Here is a 15,176-nt window from a genome sequence, read left to right as displayed (position 1 = left end):
AGCGAAACACCTTCGATCGCGAGGGCATTCAGTGACGGCGAGGTGCACTCGTGAGTTTGGCCGTAGAGGTGCTCGGCCTGGTCAAGAGCTACGGTCGAGTGCGGGTACTCGACGAGATCGACCTTCAGATCCCGGCCGGAACGGTGATGGGGCTGCTGGGTCCCAATGGTGCGGGAAAAACGACAACGGTCCGCATCGTCACCACGCTGCTACGTCCGGACGCGGGTTCGGTGCGGGTGGCGGGCATTGATGTGCTGCGCCATCCCGCAGCAGCCCGGCGGCGGATCGGCCTGTCCGGTCAGTATGCGGCGGTGGACGCCAATCTTTCCGGCTATGAAAACCTGCGCATGGTGGCACGGCTGTACGGAATGCCGCAGCGCCAGGCCACTTCTCGCGCGGCCGAACTGCTCGACGCGTTCGGGCTCGACGATGCGGCGCACCGCCGGGCGGGCACCTACTCCGGCGGTATGGCGCGACGCCTCGACCTGGCTGGGGCGTTGGTGGCCCGGCCCGAGGTCGTGGTGCTGGACGAGCCGACCACCGGACTCGATCCGCGTGGCAGGCTCGACATGTGGCGCGTCATCGGCGATCTTGTCGATGACGGCACCACGGTACTGCTCACCACGCAGTATCTGGAGGAGGCCGATCTGCTGGCCGATCGGATCACCGTCATCGACCGCGGCCGGGTTATCGCCCGCGGCTCGGCCGACGAGCTGAAGACCTCCATCGGCGGCGATCGGCTCACCGTCAGGCTGGCTGTCGGGCAGGACGTACAGCCCGCGCTTGCGGTGCTGGCACAGGTCGGCATCGGAGAACCGAGCGGCGGCCTCGACGAGGCATCGGTGGTGGTCGGCGACGGCTCGCGCACGATGGTCGAGGCGTTGCGGCGGCTCGACGACGCAGGTGTGTGCGTTGTGGACGCGACCGTGCACCGCCCCAGCTTGGACGACGTATTCCTGTCCCTCACCGGCACCGTGGCCCACGGGGCCGCAAGCCTCGAGCCGGAAACCGACGACGCACAAGAGGAGATCCTGTCTTGACTGACCGAACCGCCGTGCCGAGCACTCACGAGGTGTGGTCGTGAGTACTACGCCGACACTGGCGTGCGACGAGGCGCCGAAGTCGCCGTCCACGGCGAAAGATGAAGCGACCCACGGGATTGCGCACGAGCCGAGGGTGCGGATCATTCGGGACAGCGCCATCGTCGCCCACCGCAACCTGCTGACGATCCTGCGGGTGCCGACGCTGCTGGTGACGGCGACGATCCAGCCGCTGATGTTCGTGTTCCTGTTCGCGTATATCTTCGGCGCTTCGCTCGGCGGAGGCCAGTACCGCGAATTTCTGCTGGCCGGAATCTTCACCCAGACAGTCGCTTTCAACGCGGCCTTCACGACCGTCGGACTCGCGGGCGATCTGCACAAGGGCATCATCGACCGGATGCGCACCCTGCCGATGTCGAGGCTCGCGGTGCTGATGGGCCGCACCCTGTCCGACCTCGTGGTGAATGTCCTGAGCCTGGCCGTCATGGTGGGCTGCGGTTACGCGGTCGGCTGGCGGATCAACGGCGGACTCGTCGACGCCGCACTGGCATTCGGGCTGATCCTGCTGTTCGCCTTCGCCATGTCGTGGGTGGGCGCCCTCACCGGTCTGCTCTCGCCAACGGTCGAAGTAGCCCAAAGCGCGGGACTGATCTGGCTTTTCCCGCTCACCTTCATCTCCTCGGCCTTCATCTCCGCGGAGACGCTGCCCGGTCCGCTGCGCACCGTCGCCGAATGGAACCCGATCACCGCGGTCTCGGCCGCCGGCCGAAAACTGTTCGACAACGGCGCCCCGCCCTCTTTCGTCCCCGCCAGCGGCTGGGCCGCCGAACACTGCATCGAATACGCGATCGGCTGCTCGCTGCTGATTCTGGCGATCGCCGTCCCACTGGCCTTGCTGCGCTACCGGAAGGTCGCCAGCCACTAGACGCTGGTGATCCAGCTGGTCGCCCTCGCAGCAGGTGTCATCATGCGTCGACTACCGGATTGCGCCGAATGCCGTGCAACCGGCCTGCCGAGCCCGTCGGCAGGCCGGTTGCATTGTGCGGCGCGGCATTCGGTCGCTCGAGCGGCCCTGCGGAGTCCTTCGGACTCAGCGGCACAGTGCGGTCTCGCGCTGCATTCGTGACAGCTTCTCGGGATTGCGTACGGCGTAGAGCCCGGTGATCAAGCCGTTGTCGATGCGCACCGCTACGACGGTGTCGATCTCGTCGTCGATGCGGAGAACCCGCGCCGGGTAGCCATTGATCTGTGCGGGATGCAGCGATGCCGCGGTGATCCTGCCCAATACGAGAGCCACCATGTCGGCACCCACGATGGGTGAGAGCGCAGCCTGCTTGATTCCGCCGCCGTCGGTCAGGAGGACGACGTCGGGTGCGAGGACGTCGAGCAGGCTTTGGAGGTTGCCTGTTTCGATCGCGTGTTGGAACGCGTCGAGTGTGTCTCGGGTCTGGGCCGGGGAAACGATCCCGCGTGGTCGGCGGGCGGCGACGTGTGTCCTTGCGCGGTGGGCGATTTGGCGGACCGCGGCGGGGGTTTTGTCGACGGCGTCGGCGATCTCGTCGTATCCGAGATCGAATACCTCGCGCAGCACGAACACCGCCCGCTCGGTCGGTGCGAGCGTTTCGAGTACCAGCAGCATCGCCATCGAGACGCTGTCGGCGAGCTCGATGTCCTCGGCGACGTCGGGCGCGGTCAGCAGTGGCTCGGGTAGCCAGGGGCCGATATAGGACTCCTTGCGCCTGCCGAGGGTCCGTAGTCGGATCAGGGCCTGGCGGGTGGTGATGCGGACCAGGTAGGCGCGCTGTTCGTGCACAGTGTCCAGGTCGACGCCCACCCATTTCATCCAGGTTTCCTGCAGGACGTCCTCGGCGTCGGCGGCCGAGCCAAGCATTTCGTAGGCGACGGTGAAAAGCAGGTTGCGGTGGGCGACGAACGCCTCGGTGGCGGAGTCCTCGGGCTTGCTCATGGGTGGTTTCTGTCCGTTCGCTCTCGACTCTGGCACACACACACAAGATGCCGGTCCTGACCGTTTTGTGACACCCGAAGCGGGTGGCGTATGTCACACAGCCGTTCCGTCACGGGGCCATGGTCGCCGGCATCTTGTGTTCGTTCAGCACACAACACCCACAAGTGAGGACGAAGCCATGAACGCTCGAGAGCACACCCCAAACCAGAAGATCGCGCTGGTTACCGGGGCGAACAAGGGGATCGGCCGTGCGGCTGCCGGGCAACTCGCTGCGCTGGGTATGACAGTCCTGATCGGCGCAAGAGACCCGCTGCGCGGCGAGGACGCCGCTGCGGCGCTGCGCGCGGCAGGCGGCGACGCGCACGCGGTCACCCTGGATGTCACCCACCCGACCACCGTCCAGGAGGCCGCGAATCAGGTCGAGGAGCGCTTCGGACAGCTCGACGTGTTGATCAACAACGCCGGCATCACCGGTTCCGGACAGGTCTCGCCCGAAGACGCCCACGATCAGGTCCCCAGCACCGTCGATCTGAACATGGTCCGGGCGGTGTTCGAGACCAACGTCTTCGGGGTGATCGCGGTGACAAACGCCATGCTGCCGCTGCTGCGGCGGTCACCGGCACCGCGCATCGTCAACGTCAGCAGTCACGGTGCGTCGCTGACCCTCACCAGTGACCCGGACGGACCCTTCGCAACACTGCTGCCGTCGGCAGCGTACTTTCCGTCCAAGACCGCGCTGACCGCGCTGACCGTGCAGTACGCCAATGAGCTGCGGAAGGACGGCATCCTCGTCAACGCCGCCGCCCCCGGCTACGTCGACACCGACAGCAACAATCACACCGGGTTCCTTACGGTCGCGCAGGGTGCTGCGGTCTTGGTGCGCCTGGCCACACTCGGCACTGACGGGCCGACCGGTGGGTTCTTCAGCGAGGACGGCTCGGTGCCCTGGTGATGATGGCCGCCGACGGCGGCAGGCCGACGGTGTCGACAGCCTCTGGAATCCAGGGTTCTCAGACCAGTTCGGATAGCGCGGAGTAGCCGGTCGGGGCGACCGGCTACAGCTGGCACCAGCACACGCCCCGGGCAGCTCGCGCCGGAGCCCCGGGGCGTTGTTCTGTCCGCCCGGCGGTCTTGCCGTAGCGGGAGGCGATGCCGAGCCACTGTTCGAGCCGGTACTACGGGCATACGAAAGGCCGCTTACATCAAAAGGATTCGATGTAAGCGGCCTTCGTCGACTTGCGGTGTCTGCGACCTAGGCGCGCCGACGGGTCTTCAGGAGATCGAGGCGCTCCTTGAGCAGCTCCTCGAGTTCGTCCTTGCTGCGACGCTCCAGCAGCATGTCCCAGTGGGTGCGCGGCGGCTTGACCTTCTTGGTCTCCTGGGTGGTGCCCTCCATGAGGGTGCCCTCCTGGCCGTTGCGGCACAGCCAGGTCGGGGGGATCTCGGCGTCGTCGGCGAACGGTACGTCGAATTCCTCGCCGTTATCCGTCTTGTACCGAGCGATCCGCCGCGGAGCCAGGTCGTGGTCGCGATCGGTCTCGTAGCTCACCGCTCCGAGCCGACTGCCCCGGAGTACGCGATCTGCCATGGTGTGCCTCTCCCTAGGTGCTCGAGTCTTGTTGCGCTGCGACCGTGTCCGGACGAGCTCACGCTCGCTGGACCTTTTGTGCAACGAACGGGCCTGCGCTAATAGTTCCCGACACGGCGACGGTGAACCGTTCCATTGTAGTCGGTGCGGCACGTCGGCCTTGCCACGGCTGTGGTGCCGCCACTCCTGGGGACCGCGAGATCCACCCGGCCCGCGGGACCATTAGTGTTCTGCGTCATGCGTCGCATGCTGTCCTGCTTGTGGTGTGGGCGGGAGATCGTCGAATCGGAGGCCGGACGTCGTCGCCGGTACTGCCGCCAATCGTGTCGCCAACGCGCCTACGAACACCGCAACAGCTTGAAGGGAACCGGAATTCCCGACGATTCCGTTGTGCTCAGCGCACAGGAGGCGGCGGATCTTGCCGACCGGTGGTTCGCCGCGAGATGTGCCGCGGAGGATGTCGCCACCGCGATCGGTGAAGGCGCGAACACCGAGGAGCTGAAGAGCCTGGGCGCCACATTGCTCGAGCTGACCCGCGACGCCGAACGCTTACGCTGACCCCGGGCCGGTGTTTCTCGCCGTCCTCGATCACGGTGTCGGAGGTCATCCGAGTGGCTGAGTGCCTCGTGTGTGCAGTCGAGCTTTGGCGGCGAGGGGCTGAGTTGGGTGGTCGACTCCGGTGTCCGAATCGGTTGATCGATGGCGCAAGTAGATCATCGTCAGCAGCAGCCCCACTGTTGCCGCGAGCCCGCCCGCCGCGGCCAGCGTGGCGCTGTCCGGATGGATCAGCGACTGTGCCCGCATCGCCTGCCAGGTCACGATCGACAGCATGCCCGCGTAGCCGAGCGCCAAGACGCCCATAACCGCTGCCCGCGTGCGTTCGGCGCGCAGCCACGGAAAGCGCGGTGCAAGCCAGACCAATGCGAAGGCCGCGAGCAGTAAAACCTGAATACCGTGCAGCCCGACGAAGTGTGGGACACGCAGGTCGCCACCGATCGTGCTCCAGTGTGTGATCGGCATGCCGCCCACACCGTCGCGCGCCACGTCCGCGGACCGTGCGGCGTCCTCGACCACGGTGTGCCCGGCGATGAGTTCCACAATGTTGCCGTTGGCATCGCGGACCCGCTGCTTGCCGGTGTATCCCATCTGATAGGCCAGCGCCATCCCGGCGACGGCAAGCGCAAGGCCGGCGTGAATGGCGCGCGCTGTCGGCCGGTCGACGATGCGCTGCCACGAAAGGATCAGCGCGATAATGAGATTCGCGAAGAATAGGCCGGGAACGCCAGACATGAACACCTGCTGGCCGATCGAGTTGACAGTGTCGGTGCTGTGGTTGTTGAAGTGGCTGAAGGTGCCGCGCGCGGCCTGCACCGCGATGAACCCGACATCGGCGAAACCGGTGACCGCGAACACGGTACCGAGCCACCAGGTAGCCCGACTTCCCCTGTGCGGCAACGACAACAGCCAGGCCAGTGTGAAGCCGTAGAGCAGAAAGGCGAATCCGAACTTGAGCGGCTTGAGCCATACCGACTCGCCGAGCATCATCCGGTCGTCGACGACCATGCCACCCACCGAGACCACCACCAGGGCGGCCATCGCGGCCACCATCCACAGCAACGGGCGGTGCAGTCGGCCTGCGGGAAGGGTCGGAGTGAGGCGGTGCCGGGGCGCGGAATCCCGGGCTGCGGAGTCGATGTCGATCGTCGGCATGAACCGACGGTAGGAATCGGCACCGCCCGAACACGTCCCGCTACGGCGCCATTCGCGGCTGATACCGGGGTATTAGGGGGATGACCGGAGGCGTCCGCGAGCTCTCATCGACTCGCGAACGCCTCCGGACTACCGGGGTAGCTCAGTCCGCCGCGTGCCCGACGTCGATGCCGCGGGCGGCCAGCCATGGCATCGGGTCGATCGGGCCGACGCCGGGCTGGTGCACCTCATAGTGCAGGTGCGGGCCGGTGGAGAAGCCGCGGTTGCCGACGGTGGCGATCACGTCGCCCGCGCGGACCTGCTGGCCGACGGTGGACAGGATGTCGTTCACGTGACCGTAGACGCCGATGGTGCCGTCGTCCTGCTGGACGCGCACCCACAGGCCGAAGCCGGAGGCGGGACCGGTCTCGATGACGGTGCCGTCGGTGACGGACGCGATCGGGGTTCCGATCGGATCGGCGAAGTCGAGGCCCGCGTGCAGCGAGCCCCAGCGCATGCCGTAGTTGGAGGTCAGGACACCCCCGATGGGGCGGACCGTGCGCGGCCGGGTGGCCTCCGTGGCCATCCGGTTCAGCTCCCAGAGCACGTCCTCGGGGACAGTCTGCGGCAGCTGTGCCGCGGGAGGTGTGAACGCGGTGAACTGGACGGCGTTGCGGGTCTGGGCGTCGGTCATCGCGACGGGGGACTTGCCTGCCACAAGGTGGCCTACGGTGGTCGTATCGGCCTGATCCTGATCGGTGGCGGCCAGCGCGCCGAATGAGGCGCTGACAACAGCGGTGATGGCGACCGCGCGGGTGACGGCGCGGAAGCGTCGGGAGCGGGTGGCGCCGCTACGGCGGAAAAATAACGGAACGGTCACGGGCATGGCTCGAACGTACGGGAGCGTCATGCAGGTTCTGCAAGCCTGTGGTTACCATCACAGCATCGCAAAAGCCCAGTTGATATGTCACAAGTAGATAACGGAATGACGCGGTAATCGAGCTGACCTGGCCAGATGCAATATCTGGCCGGATTGACCGATCGGATGCTAGTTGATCACACTATTTAAGTGGCCACTAATGGAGTTCGTGCGCTCGAAGCGCTCGCCGATCCGACTCGCCGCGCCATCTTCGAGTCACTGCCCACGGCGCCGTTATCCGTCGGTCAGCTGGCAACCATCGTCGGAGTGAGCAGCTCCGCGGTCTCCCAACACCTGCGGGTGCTGCGCGAGTCGCGGCTGGTGATGATGCGCCGAGACGGGAATCGGCGACTGTATTCGCTCGATCCGCGCGGGCTCGGCGACGCGCGCGACTACTTGGAACAGTTCTGGCCGAGCGCCCTGGCCGCATACGCGGCCGCGCTCAGCACCGCACGGGCCGAGGAAGGTGTCTGAGTCTCGCCACGGGCCTATCGGGCGCTCAGCCGACGCGGCGGTAGGCGGTCCGGCGGCGGTCGGTGCCGGTTCCCGGCCAGGTGCGCTTGGTGAGCTGTTTGTCGACGGCGTTGATCACCTCGGTGACGCCGATCCGCAGCAGGCCTGGGTCCGGGGTGTCGGCATCGGGGTCGCCGATCTGACCCGCCCAGAGCACCGCGTGCCTGCCCAGCAGGTGCGGGGGTGGTCCGCCCCAACGCGGTGGAGTCGGACCGAACAGCAGCACGGTCCTTGTGCCGAAAGCCGTGGCCAGATGTGCGACGCCGGTATCGCCGGAGATGACGAGTGCGGCCTCGGCGACGGTGGCGGCGAGTTCGATCAGGTTCTGTTCGCCCGCCAGCACCCGCCTGGTCGGCAGGCTCGCGCGCGCGGCGACGTTCAGCGCGATATCGCGTTCGGTCTCGTCGCCGGTGAGTACGACTTCCCGGCCGAGCACCAGTAGATGACGTACGACGGCGGCGAATCGGTCCGGCGGCCACCGGCGGGCCGGAGCGCCCGCACCGACGTGCACGACAACGCAGTCCCGATGGCTGGTCGTCGAGACCGGCGGCACCAGTCCGAGATTGCGTCGATCGGCGGTGATGCCGTCCGATTCCAGCAGATGACACCAGCGCTCGACGTCGTGCATGTCCGGCTGCCACTCCGGGCCCTCGAGGTCGGGAAAGGCGGCGTTGCGGTAGGTGAGGATGCGACCGGGATCGGTCTTGGTCAGGGTGACGATGCTTTCGGCGCTCGGGCCGTGCAGATTGACAGCAAGTCCGGGCTGCGGACCATCCCAGCGCAATGCGCCGAGCTCACCGGTCGGCAGCATCGCGTCGACCGAGGCGATCAGGTCGACGATCGGTTTCAAGCGCTGCGGTGCCGCCAAGACGATGTGGTCGTTGGGCCTCGCTCTGCGCAGCGCACGTAGCGCCGGGACCGCGGTGAGTAGATCACCGAGGCCGCGTGCCTGCAGCACGAGTACAACCGCCACCCTCTTCTCCTAGCCACCCGAGACTCACGAACCCGACCCGAACGTGTCCACCCATGGATGCGCACGACGAGAGTCACTGAGGGATGACTACCCGACCTGTTCGGCGATAAACGTCGACGGCTCCGACGTTATCTATGCCACAGACTCGGTATCCGGCCCCCAGCCCCGGTCGGGGGACTACCGTCCAGATGGCGGCGGCAACTACTCGCAAGGAGCGTTCCCATGGTCTCCCGACTCAACCCCTACATCAGTTTCGGAGACACGGCACAGACGGCCCTCGAGTTCTATCGAGAGGTGTTCGGCGGCACGCTGTCCATCGACACGTTCGGCCATTTCGGCGACAAGGACGCACCGGGTGCGGAGCTGGTCATGCACGGCATGCTGGAGACGCCGAGCGGGTTCACGCTGATGGCCTCCGACACCCCGCCCGGCATGGAATACAAACCGGGCAGCAGCATTTCGATCAGTCTCAGCGGCGACGACAGCGCGGAACTACATGGTTACTGGGACAAGCTGGTCGCGGGGGGCAGCATCACCGTGCCGTTGGAGAAGCAGATGTGGGGCGACGAGTTCGGCATGTGCATGGACAGGTTCGGCGTTGCCTGGATGGTGAACATCACTACCGCCGCCGCTCAGTAGCCGGATCGTGGTGGCCCAGGCTGCCCGGCGCGTTTGCGGCAAATGGCCAGAAAACCGTTCTCGCAAGGCATAGCATCGCGATATGACGACAAACAGCGTGGTAGAGGGACCGCTGCAAATGCTTGCTCGCAGTGCGTGGCAATCGGTTCTCGTCACCGGCATCCTCTCGGTGATCCTCGGTGTCCTTATTCTGGTGTGGCCGGGCAAGACGTTGTTGGTGGCGGGCATCATCTTCGGCATCTATCTGGTGGTTACCGGTGTGCTGCAGTTGCTGGCCGCCTTCGGCGCGCCGGCGAGCACCGGTATGCGGGTGCTCAGCTTCATCACCGGCGTCCTATCCATCGTGATCGGCGTTTTTTGTTTCCGTGACGAGCTTGCCTCGATTCTGTTGCTCGGCATCTGGATCGGTATCGCGTGGCTGTTTCGAGGGGTGGCTTCGGCGGTGGCAGCCTTCTCCGCGCCCGAGTTGCCCGGGCGTGGCTGGACCGGCTTCTTCGGTGTGATCACCGCTATCGCGGGTGTCGTGCTGATCGTGTGGCCGGTGGAATCGGTGGCGACCCTGGCGTGGGTTGCCGGCATCTGGCTGGTTGTCCTCGGCATCATGGAGATCATCACTTCGTTCAGTGTCCGCAAGGATGCCAAGTTGCTGCACGAAGGTCTCTGACCTCGCGAAAACAACTCCGGCCCGCGCTCTGACGCGGGCCGGGTTTATTTGGCCAGGCGGCGCGACGAGATGCGTTGTCCTGCACAGGAAATCGAAGCCGCCTTCTTCCGCGACCGCACCTGTGCGGAAAGGCTTCCGGTCATCACGGTCTGATGATGCATCGGAAGCCGATGTGGCATGTGGAGGTCTCCTCGGTCTCGCCCTGACGCGCCGCGGGTCGATATCGCAGGCAGTAGTTCGGCGCACACAAGTACGAGCCGCCTTTGATCACACGGCGTGCGTAAGGCTCGCCGGGCTCGGGCGTTGGCGCGACGGCTGTGCGTGGATTGGCGGGAATGCAGCAGGAATCCGCCGGTGCCACGTTCTTCCCCGCCTCGGAATGGTCGGCGGTGTAGTAGTCCACCGTCCATTCCCACACATTGCCCGCCATGTCGCTGAGTCGGTAGCCGTTCGGTGGGAACTGGCCTATCGGCGACGTACCCGCGCCGCCGCCCTCGTTCAGGCTCTCCCAGGGAAACCGACCCTGCCAGACATTGGCGGCGCGCCTGCCGCCAGGCTCGTGCGTTGCGCCCCACACGAACGGTTGCCGGTCCAAGCCACCCCGGGCGGCGAATTCCCACTCCGCTTCGGTCGGTAGTTCCTTGCCGGCCCACTGTAGGTAGGCCGAGGCGTCGAACCAGGACACATGGGTGACCGGATGGCGTTGCCGTCCATCGAGATTGCTGCCGGGTCCCTGTGGGTGGCGCCAATCCGCGCCCGGCGTAAACGACCACCAGCGTCGGTAGTCATCGAGCGGCACAGGCCCTGGCGTGGGGGTGAACACCAAGGAACCGGGCACCAGCAACGACGGGTCTGCTTCCGGATGTTGCGCTGGGTCTGGCGGTGTTTCGGCGGTGGTGACGTGTCCGGTGTCCTTTACGAACCGCCGGAACTCGGCCACTGTCACCGGATGGGTATCCATCCAGAAGCCATCCACGGTGACCTGATGAACGGGGCGTTCTTCCGGATAGAAGTTTTGGGATCCCATCCAGAAAGTCCCGCCAGGGATCCACTCCATGTTCTTTGGAGCCGTACGTGTCATGAAAACAGCGTTTCACGGTGGGCTCCAGTGCGGGGGGATCGACGCGGTCAGTCGGTTGCTCGGCTCGCAGGGTAGTGGGGGAACATGACGTCGGAGTAAATTGAGCTATGCCCGATGTGCATGGTCAGACGCGATTTCGGGAGCTGAAGACGCCGCGTGCCGCGGCGGTAGCGGGCATTCTGTTCGCCGCGCTATTTGCGTCCAGCTTCGTGCTGGTGCGGACGGCGCTCCCCGCTGACTCCTTCGCGGGGACGGAGTGGGTGGGACGCAGTGGATCGAAAATCTCGGTGGCTTTGGTACTGGCGCCCTTCGCAGGTATCGCGTTCCTGTGGTTTGTCGCCGTCGTGCGCGACTGGATCGGAGATCTCGAGGACCGATTCTTCTCGACGGTATTCCTAGGGAGCGGCCTGCTGTTCCTGGCCATGTTTTTCGTATCGATGGCGGTTGGGGGCGGTGTCCTCGCTTTCTCGCGCCAGTACGACGTTCCCCAGTCGGAGATTGTCTACTTCGGTCGTGAGGTAATGCTGCAGATCAATGACATCTACGCGCTACGTATGGCCGCGGTGTTCATGATTTCGCTGGGTACCATCTGGCTGCGGACCGGCTTGATGCCACGATGGCTGGCCGTGATCACCTATCTGGTCGCTCTGATCTTGCTGGTGGTCGTCAGCTTCAGTTTCTGGGTGACGCTGCTGTTTCCGGCGTGGGTGTTGGTGATCAGTGTGTTCATCCTCGCCAACGATCGAGACGAATCAACACGTCCGAGCTGAGAACACGCGGACCGAGCTCAACAGATGCTGCGGCAGGCGGCATCAGTCATGCTGTTCATCGCAAGAGCCGCTGATAAGGCATGGGCTGCAGAGCTTCGCGCATATCGTGATCGATGAAAATTGTGGCGAGCCCCATCGCACACGCTGCCTCCGCAAAAGCGTGCGCTGCTGTGGAGTCGGCCCGGTAGTGCATCGGCGGCCAACCGGGAAATTGGACTGTGACATGACATGCCATGGCGTTACTTCGGTCGTACGGCGCGGTCAGCTGCGGACTTCTGTTCACCGCCATGGTCTTAGAAACTGGTATTGCGTCGGTCGCACACTGATATCCGACCTTTGGCCGGTGGAATCTGTTCGGTGATCACCTGGCGATGGAACTGCCCCAGGTCGCGGATCGCGGCTCGGGCGTCGGAGAGCAGATCCGAGCCGATGTGGTGGACGTGCGATGCGCGGTCCCAGATCTGCAGTTGTACGGGGACGTTCGCTTCGGCGCAGCGTCGGGTCAGCATCTCGGCGTCTGGTAGCAGGCATTCGGTGGAGCCGACCTGGATCAGGACCGGTGGTAGGTCGGTGAAGTCGTGGTTGACCGACGACCATGTCGGGTCGAGTTCGCCATCGATGGCAAAGCCTTGCCGCGCGATTGTTTCCAGAACTTGGGTGGGTATGTAGGAATCGCGGTGCCGGTTGGGGTGGGCGTTGCGGGTCGCCGAGTCGAAGTCGGCCCATGGTGCGATCGCGGAGATGCCGCCTGGCATCGGCAACCCACGCTCCCGGGTGGCCAGCGCGAGCCGGAAGGCGAGCCCGCCGCCGGCTGAGTCGCCGGACACGATGATGTGCTCGGGTTGGAAGCCCTGTCCTAGCAGGTACTCATACGACTCGACCGCGTCGTCGAGAGTCTCGGTGAAGTGCGCGTTGGGTAACTGTCGATAATCGACGTGGAATGCGGGCATCCGGCTGGCCCGTCCGATCTTGGCGACGAGGCGCCGATGGGTATTCAGGCCGCCGCTGATGTACCCGCCGCCGTGGAAGTACAGCAGCGCCGAGTCTTGCCGTTGGTGTGGGTCGGCCAGGTCGTTGTGCCATAACCATTCGGCGCGGAACTTTTCCAGCTGAACGGTCCGACGTTTGGTGCCGTTCGGGGGGACGAGCACAGCGGCTGGCAGATCGATGAGACGGCCGAGCCATAGCATCTGCTCGAGCTGGCTGTAGCCGCCGATCCGCGCCAGTGTTGCCAACCCGAGTCCGACCGTGCCACGCAGCAGTGGTTGGGCGATTCGGGTTCCGATACTTGCCCGGTTGGATCGTTCGACGATCGGTGACGACGCTTCGGCATGCGGTTCGGACCGCGCAATAGCAGTGGTCATCGTAGTTCTCCGGTCGGCGCCGCCCAAGGGCGACTTGCCTTCGAAATCGGGCATCGGCGCTAAGTACACCGTTTCGCCAACGGCGCAGATAGGAACAAGAAATCCGAAGCTTGACGCGGTCCGCCTGGGTATCTTTGTACCTTCCTCCAAGTTCACCTGCGAATCTCCCCGTTCGCCGACTGTTCCGACTCGGTCCGGCCGCGTCCGGTGCAGTCGGTTCGAGGTCACCACCGAGGTGGATGTCGAAAGAGGATGTCGCCGGTGCGAGACTCGGGGACGTGAGATGGGCGGTGGCGGAAACGGGCGACGGAGGTGCGCGTCTGTGTCCACTCGATCAGGACGGTCGGCCCGCGGGACCAGTGGTACGCGAGCTCTCGCTCGCCGAGGCGGTGCGCTCACGCCCTGAGGTCGAGCGGTGGGTCTGGCGATCCACGGCGGAGATCTACCGACCGTTGCTGGCGGCCGGCGTGCGGGTCGAGCGCTGCTATGACGTGCAGGCGGCGGAGGCCCTGCTGATCGGCCATGAGGAGGGCCAGTCGGGCCAGGCCCGCTCGCTGGCGGCCGCCTGGGCGCGACTGCACAACCTGCCTGTCCCGCCGGACGCGCCCGCACGGGCCCCCGAGACACAGCCGTCGCTGTTCGATTCTGGCCCGGTACCGCTGCCACCCGGCACGGACGAGTTCAACGCCTTACTGGAGGTCTACGCGGGACAGCTGGCCCGTACGGCAAGGGCCGAACATCCGGAGCGAATGCGGCTGCTGCTTGCCGCCGAATCGGCGGGCATGCTGGTTGCCACGGAGATGTCCCGATCCGGGATCCCTTGGCGCGCGGACGTCCACCGCGAGTTGCTGGATACGCTGCTGGGGGAGCGTTTTCCTGGCGGGCTGGAACCGCGCCGAATGGCGGAGTTGGCCGACGAAGTGTCGGGGGCCTTCGGGGGAGGCGTGCGGGTCCGACCAGACCTGCCCAACGACATCATCAGAGCCTTCGCACGTGCCGGGATCTCGCTGTCCTCCACCCGAAAATGGGAGCTCCAGCAGATCGATCACCCCGCGGTAGCGCCACTGCTTGCCTACAAATCGCTCTACCGCTTGTACACCGCCCACGGCTGGTCCTGGCTCGAGCAGTGGGTACACGGCGGACGCTTTCGTCCCGAGTACCTGCCCGGCGGCACGGTTTCGGGCCGCTGGACTACCAACGGTGGCGGTGCCCTGCAGATCCCCAAGGTGATCCGTCAAGCGATACGCGCAGACCCGGGATGGTGTCTGGTGGTCGCCGACGCCGACCAAATGGAGCCGCGAGTACTTGCCGCAGTCTCCCGTGACCCAGGTCTGATGGAGGTGGCCGGTCGCGGCGAAGATCTGTATGCGGATCTGGCGGTCCGTGCCTTCGGCGGTGACCGCGCCCAGGCCAAAATCGCCCTACTGGGTGCGATTTACGGCCAGACTTCCGGCGATGCGCTCACCCACTTGGCTGGACTCCGCCGGCGTTATCCGGCCGCAGTGGCGTATGTCGATGACGCGGCGCGCGCGGGTGAGGAAGGCCGTCTCGTGCGCACTTGGCTGGGTCGCACGTGCCCGCCGCTGTCGGTCGCGTCGCCCGACCAGACGGACCTATCCCAGGAGGAAGTGGAGCAGTTCAGCGGGTACGGCAGCACCTCCGCGGCGCGCGCTCGTGGCCGTTTCACACGTAACTTCGTGGTGCAGGGCAGCGCCGCCGACTGGGCACTGCTGGTACTGGCGGGCGTGCGTCATGCGATGACTCGCGCGGGGCTCTGCGCCGAACTGGTCTTCTTCCAGCACGACGAGGTAATCGTGCACTGCCCGGCGGAGGAGGCCACGGCGGTTGCCGAAGCGATCGCAACCGCGGCAGAGACCGCAGGCCGGATCGCCTTCGGGCCGACACCGGTGCGGTTCCCGTTCACGACAGCGGTGGTGGAGTGCTACTGGGACGCCAAGTGAGGATGCGTC

Annotated in this window: 16 protein-coding genes; 9 read left to right on the top strand and 7 right to left on the bottom strand. The window is 65.7% G+C overall.

Features of this window, described 5'->3' with window-relative positions; genetic code table 11:
* The first annotated feature begins 50 nt into the window (after positions 1-50).
* Together ACFQZZ_RS16380 and ACFQZZ_RS16375 are read left to right on the top strand one after the other, a co-directional pair.
* Entirely contained in the window at positions 51-1,040 is a 990-nt protein-coding gene (locus tag ACFQZZ_RS16380; RefSeq protein WP_378680721.1) for an ATP-binding cassette domain-containing protein, read from the top strand.
* A 118-nt stretch (positions 1,041-1,158) separates the two neighbouring features.
* The gene (locus tag ACFQZZ_RS16375; RefSeq protein WP_378681820.1) at positions 1,159-1,965 is read left to right on the top strand and encodes an ABC transporter permease; all 807 of its coding nucleotides are present in this window, start codon (positions 1,159-1,161) and stop codon (positions 1,963-1,965) included.
* Positions 1,966-2,130: 165 nt separating this feature from the next.
* Here the strand turns inward: ACFQZZ_RS16375 and ACFQZZ_RS16370 are convergent, their stop codons facing one another.
* The gene (locus tag ACFQZZ_RS16370; protein ID WP_378680718.1) at positions 2,131-3,006 is read right to left on the bottom strand and encodes an RNA polymerase sigma-70 factor; all 876 of its coding nucleotides are present in this window, start codon (positions 3,004-3,006) and stop codon (positions 2,131-2,133) included.
* 178 nt (positions 3,007-3,184) lie between these two features.
* Here ACFQZZ_RS16370 and ACFQZZ_RS16365 point away from each other — a divergent pair, with 178 nt between their 5' ends.
* Complete coding sequence (locus tag ACFQZZ_RS16365) at positions 3,185-3,958, top strand: SDR family NAD(P)-dependent oxidoreductase (protein ID WP_378680715.1); 774 nt, start codon at positions 3,185-3,187, stop codon at positions 3,956-3,958.
* A gap of 300 nt (positions 3,959-4,258) precedes the next feature.
* Here ACFQZZ_RS16365 and ACFQZZ_RS16360 read toward each other — a convergent pair whose 3' ends face one another.
* Positions 4,259-4,594 (bottom strand): RNA polymerase-binding protein RbpA, encoded by a 336-nt coding sequence (locus ACFQZZ_RS16360; RefSeq protein ID WP_328400575.1) that lies wholly within the window; start codon positions 4,592-4,594, stop codon positions 4,259-4,261.
* Between the two features lie 237 nt (positions 4,595-4,831).
* On the opposite strand from ACFQZZ_RS16360, the gene ACFQZZ_RS16355 reads away from it, so the two are divergent.
* Positions 4,832-5,152 (top strand): hypothetical protein, encoded by a 321-nt coding sequence (locus ACFQZZ_RS16355; protein WP_378680712.1) that lies wholly within the window; start codon positions 4,832-4,834, stop codon positions 5,150-5,152.
* Positions 5,153-5,197: 45 nt separating this feature from the next.
* Here ACFQZZ_RS16355 and ACFQZZ_RS16350 read toward each other — a convergent pair whose 3' ends face one another.
* Both ACFQZZ_RS16350 and ACFQZZ_RS16345 read right to left on the bottom strand, forming a co-directional pair.
* Entirely contained in the window at positions 5,198-6,304 is a 1,107-nt protein-coding gene (locus ACFQZZ_RS16350; protein ID WP_378680709.1) for a hypothetical protein, read from the bottom strand.
* Positions 6,305-6,446: 142 nt separating this feature from the next.
* Positions 6,447-7,169, bottom strand: a complete 723-nt coding sequence (locus ACFQZZ_RS16345) for a M23 family metallopeptidase (protein ID WP_378680706.1) — start codon at positions 7,167-7,169, stop codon at positions 6,447-6,449.
* Positions 7,170-7,352: 183 nt separating this feature from the next.
* Between ACFQZZ_RS16345 and ACFQZZ_RS16340 the strand changes: the two genes are divergently transcribed.
* A complete protein-coding gene (locus tag ACFQZZ_RS16340) occupies positions 7,353-7,676 on the top strand; it encodes an ArsR/SmtB family transcription factor (RefSeq protein ID WP_378680703.1) in 324 nt (107 codons plus the stop codon).
* Positions 7,677-7,701: 25 nt separating this feature from the next.
* Here the strand turns inward: ACFQZZ_RS16340 and ACFQZZ_RS16335 are convergent, their stop codons facing one another.
* On the bottom strand, positions 7,702-8,688 hold the full coding sequence (locus ACFQZZ_RS16335) for a glycosyltransferase family 9 protein (RefSeq protein ID WP_378680700.1): 987 nt from the start codon (positions 8,686-8,688) through the stop codon (positions 7,702-7,704).
* A 222-nt stretch (positions 8,689-8,910) separates the two neighbouring features.
* Between ACFQZZ_RS16335 and ACFQZZ_RS16330 the strand changes: the two genes are divergently transcribed.
* Together ACFQZZ_RS16330 and ACFQZZ_RS16325 are read left to right on the top strand one after the other, a co-directional pair.
* The gene (locus ACFQZZ_RS16330; protein ID WP_378680697.1) at positions 8,911-9,327 is read left to right on the top strand and encodes a VOC family protein; all 417 of its coding nucleotides are present in this window, start codon (positions 8,911-8,913) and stop codon (positions 9,325-9,327) included.
* Between the two features lie 82 nt (positions 9,328-9,409).
* A complete protein-coding gene (locus tag ACFQZZ_RS16325) occupies positions 9,410-9,991 on the top strand; it encodes an HdeD family acid-resistance protein (RefSeq protein WP_378680695.1) in 582 nt (193 codons plus the stop codon).
* Between the two features lie 142 nt (positions 9,992-10,133).
* On the opposite strand, the gene ACFQZZ_RS16320 is transcribed toward ACFQZZ_RS16325, so the two are convergent.
* Entirely contained in the window at positions 10,134-11,072 is a 939-nt protein-coding gene (locus ACFQZZ_RS16320) for a formylglycine-generating enzyme family protein (protein WP_378680693.1), read from the bottom strand.
* A gap of 107 nt (positions 11,073-11,179) precedes the next feature.
* Here ACFQZZ_RS16320 and ACFQZZ_RS16315 point away from each other — a divergent pair, with 107 nt between their 5' ends.
* Positions 11,180-11,842, top strand: a complete 663-nt coding sequence (locus tag ACFQZZ_RS16315; RefSeq protein WP_378680690.1) for a hypothetical protein — start codon at positions 11,180-11,182, stop codon at positions 11,840-11,842.
* A 293-nt stretch (positions 11,843-12,135) separates the two neighbouring features.
* Here the strand turns inward: ACFQZZ_RS16315 and ACFQZZ_RS16310 are convergent, their stop codons facing one another.
* Complete coding sequence (locus ACFQZZ_RS16310; protein WP_378680687.1) at positions 12,136-13,206, bottom strand: alpha/beta hydrolase; 1,071 nt, start codon at positions 13,204-13,206, stop codon at positions 12,136-12,138.
* 278 nt (positions 13,207-13,484) lie between these two features.
* Here ACFQZZ_RS16310 and ACFQZZ_RS16305 point away from each other — a divergent pair, with 278 nt between their 5' ends.
* Positions 13,485-15,167 carry a bifunctional 3'-5' exonuclease/DNA polymerase gene (locus ACFQZZ_RS16305; protein ID WP_378680684.1) on the top strand — a complete coding sequence of 561 codons (1,683 nt, stop codon included), beginning with the start codon at positions 13,485-13,487 and terminating at the stop codon, positions 15,165-15,167.
* The last annotated feature ends 9 nt before the right edge of the window (positions 15,168-15,176 follow it).

It is taken from the genome of Nocardia sp. GCM10030253 (genome assembly GCF_042675075.1).
Lineage (GTDB): Bacteria > Actinomycetota > Actinomycetes > Mycobacteriales > Mycobacteriaceae > Nocardia.
Note: the sequence above shows the minus strand (reverse complement) of the source record. Positions and strands in the feature narration are given on the sequence as shown.

Coding starts and splice junctions, on each gene's coding strand:
- ACFQZZ_RS16370 (WP_378680718.1), bottom strand. CDS start 3,006: ATGAGCAAGCCCGAGGACTCCGCCACCGAGGCGTTCGTCGCCCACCGC.
- ACFQZZ_RS16365 (WP_378680715.1), top strand. CDS start 3,185: ATGAACGCTCGAGAGCACACCCCAAACCAGAAGATCGCGCTGGTTACC.
- ACFQZZ_RS16360 (WP_328400575.1), bottom strand. CDS start 4,594: ATGGCAGATCGCGTACTCCGGGGCAGTCGGCTCGGAGCGGTGAGCTAC.
- ACFQZZ_RS16355 (WP_378680712.1), top strand. CDS start 4,832: ATGCGTCGCATGCTGTCCTGCTTGTGGTGTGGGCGGGAGATCGTCGAA.
- ACFQZZ_RS16350 (WP_378680709.1), bottom strand. CDS start 6,304: ATGCCGACGATCGACATCGACTCCGCAGCCCGGGATTCCGCGCCCCGG.
- ACFQZZ_RS16345 (WP_378680706.1), bottom strand. CDS start 7,169: ATGCCCGTGACCGTTCCGTTATTTTTCCGCCGTAGCGGCGCCACCCGC.
- ACFQZZ_RS16330 (WP_378680697.1), top strand. CDS start 8,911: ATGGTCTCCCGACTCAACCCCTACATCAGTTTCGGAGACACGGCACAG.
- ACFQZZ_RS16325 (WP_378680695.1), top strand. CDS start 9,410: ATGACGACAAACAGCGTGGTAGAGGGACCGCTGCAAATGCTTGCTCGC.
- ACFQZZ_RS16320 (WP_378680693.1), bottom strand. CDS start 11,072: ATGACACGTACGGCTCCAAAGAACATGGAGTGGATCCCTGGCGGGACT.
- ACFQZZ_RS16315 (WP_378680690.1), top strand. CDS start 11,180: ATGCCCGATGTGCATGGTCAGACGCGATTTCGGGAGCTGAAGACGCCG.
- ACFQZZ_RS16310 (WP_378680687.1), bottom strand. CDS start 13,206: ATGACCACTGCTATTGCGCGGTCCGAACCGCATGCCGAAGCGTCGTCA.